The organism is Vibrio sp. YT-19(2023) (genome assembly GCF_033337395.1).
In genome coordinates, this window is record NZ_JAWOQN010000255.1 from 1 (window position 1) to 889 (window position 889).

At 49.3% G+C, this 889-nt stretch carries 1 protein-coding gene; it reads left to right on the forward strand.

Features of this window, described 5'->3' with window-relative positions:
- Positions 1–889, forward strand: an 889-nt coding sequence (locus R7E78_RS25245) for a tripartite tricarboxylate transporter permease (protein ID WP_318058488.1), incomplete at both ends; no start/stop codon positions are given.

Consider the following 889-nt stretch of genomic DNA (forward strand, 5'->3'; position numbering starts at 1 on the left):
CACATTTATCGGCATGCTGCCGGGTCTTGGCCCAATTTCGGCCATCGCGTTGATGATCCCGATTACTTATGGTTTAGAGCCTTCATCGGGCCTCATCTTGATGGCGGGTGTTTACTACGGCGCCGTATTTGGTGGTTCAACCTCTTCAATTTTGATCAACGCACCGGGTTGTTCTTCAACGGTCGTAACCGCGTTTGACGGTTACCCAATGGCGCAAAAAGGTCAAGCGGGTAAAGCACTAGCATTAGCCGCTTACTCCTCTTTTACTGGCGGCACACTTTCGGCCATCATGCTGCTCGTGGCTGCGCCAGCCTTGGCTAACGTGTCGTTAAGCTTTCAATCTTCTGATTACTTTGCATTGATGTTGCTCGGCTTGTCTGCCGTTGCAGCTTTTGCTGGTAAAGGTCAGGTCATTAAAGCGTGGATGATGACCATTCTTGGCTTGATGCTGTCGACAGTCGGTATCGATAAAGGCGTTGGTGTCGAGCGTTTCACCTTTGGTTTAACCGATTTGATGGACGGCTTTAGCTTCCTTCTTCTTGCAATGGCGACGTTTGCTTTGGGCGAAACCTTAATGGGGATTCTCAAACCTTCAAACGATACTCGTGATGAAGAGCAAGACAAATTGAGCAACATCGGCTCGATGAAAGTCACCAAAGAGGAAATTAAAGAAGTCGCTCCGGTATCGATCCGCTCTTCTATCCTAGGTTTCTTTACTGGCGTACTTCCGGGCGCTGGCGCAACAATCGCGGCATTCCTAAGTTACGGCTTAGAGCGCAACTTGGCTCCAAAAGAGAAAAAAGAAGAGTTCGGAAAAGGCAGCATTCGTGGTCTAGTTGCGCCAGAATCAGCGAACAATGCCGCATCAAGTGGCTCATTCGTTCCATTG